The 1429-nt window shown below is 39.6% G+C and carries 1 protein-coding gene and 1 pseudogene; both read right to left on the bottom strand.

Annotated elements, in window-relative coordinates; translation table 11 throughout:
* The coding region (locus MICAI_RS16520; RefSeq protein WP_039900393.1) for an NAD(P)/FAD-dependent oxidoreductase at positions 1–721 on the bottom strand (721 nt) is incomplete at its 3' end.
* Positions 718–1386: pseudogene (locus tag MICAI_RS16515) on the bottom strand (hypothetical protein); the annotation flags it as partial. The gene MICAI_RS16520 and the pseudogene MICAI_RS16515, both read right to left, overlap by 4 nt.
* Between the last annotated feature and the right edge of the window lie 43 nt (positions 1387–1429).

Raw genomic sequence — 1429 nt, 5'->3', positions numbered from 1 at the left:
GGACAACCTCATTTGTATTATCTTTAAATACGGTCATGGAATTAGCGATAACTTCCTTTAATCCCGTGTTTAAATAGAGACTAACATTCTTGGCTAAAAGGGAACGGTAGGACGCAACACGCACCGATTTAGGAAAGTTTTGCAGTATTTCCTCGTTCCTTTCCACTAGATGAACTTTGCCTTTTTTTCCTAAACGATCAGCCACCTTACAGGCTAATTCTACCCCATTGGAACCGCCACCAATAATTGCTAAATTAATTGAGGATTTTCCTTGAGTTTCTAAGTCATGAATTGCCGTTTGTAATCTTTCCACATCCTCTAAACTCCGAAAAGTTAGCCCATAATCGGCTAACCCCGGTATAGCTGGCCAACGATTCCGTACTCCCACCGCTAAAATCAGGTAATCGTAATCTATAATCTCCTCATTTTCTAAATATACTTGATGATTATTTAAGTCAATATTACTGGCTTTTTGAGTTTTTAAATTAACCTGAGTTCCTGTTAATAATTGACGGTAGGAGGGAGCAATTTCCCAGCGTTGCAATTCTCCTGTAATTAGTTCATAGAGAAGGGGAGTAAAGAGAAAATGGTCTTTCGGTTCGACTAAAGTTATTTGCCATTGACCCGATTTTACTGCTGTTAATCGACTCAGATCGAGCGCCGTGTATAACCCTCCAAAACCACCCCCCAAAATGCAAATCTTAGTCATTAGGTTATTCATGGATTTTTATTCTCAGTTGTGTTTAAGATGGGTTTCAGTTCCGAAACTAATTGTTCTGAACGAATAATTCTCGCCGGGGGCAAAAGATGATAGTGAGTGTCAGCAAAAATAGTAGAATCGGTCTTAATATTCAAGTCTTTTGGTTCATAAATTGTTGGCACAACCCGACTTAATTCTTCGGCAGATTTGCAAATATTAGCAACGGTTTTACCTTCATTTTTGGCATAAACCTAGAGCAAAGAAACCACCAGAGTTCCCCCTTTTGCTTCTAAATCTTTCTTGAGTTTTTCAATCACTTTAATTGAGTGAGCAGAGCCAGCACTATCAAAAGTCATTTGCCACCATTTCCCTGTTTTTTCCTTAACTATAGTTGCATCTCCTGTATTAGTAATTGGATCGGAAAGATAACCCGTCATTCTGCCTTTGGTGAATAAATCAACCATCGATTTAGTGACTGGACGCATCCCCAGAATACCTAATAACCAAGTGTCCTTGATCGTGGTTTTTAAAGGTATCCCACCTAACCCTGATTTACCAATAGCGACACTAAAAGGTGCTGATCCCCAAAGTCCTTCGCCGCGATTAAAACCGTCCTCATCCATGAGCATGAGATATTCGGGAATCAGCAGAATTACGTCCCCCTGGCGCGCTTTTTCGAGAATCATAATAGATTCTCAGGCTGAATAAAAAGGCCTCAAATCAAATATA

Source organism: Microcystis sp. T1-4, assembly GCF_000297435.1.
Lineage (GTDB): Bacteria > Cyanobacteriota > Cyanobacteriia > Cyanobacteriales > Microcystaceae > Microcystis.
The sequence above is the reverse complement of the archived record's forward strand: the minus strand, read 5'-3'. Positions and strand labels throughout refer to the sequence as shown.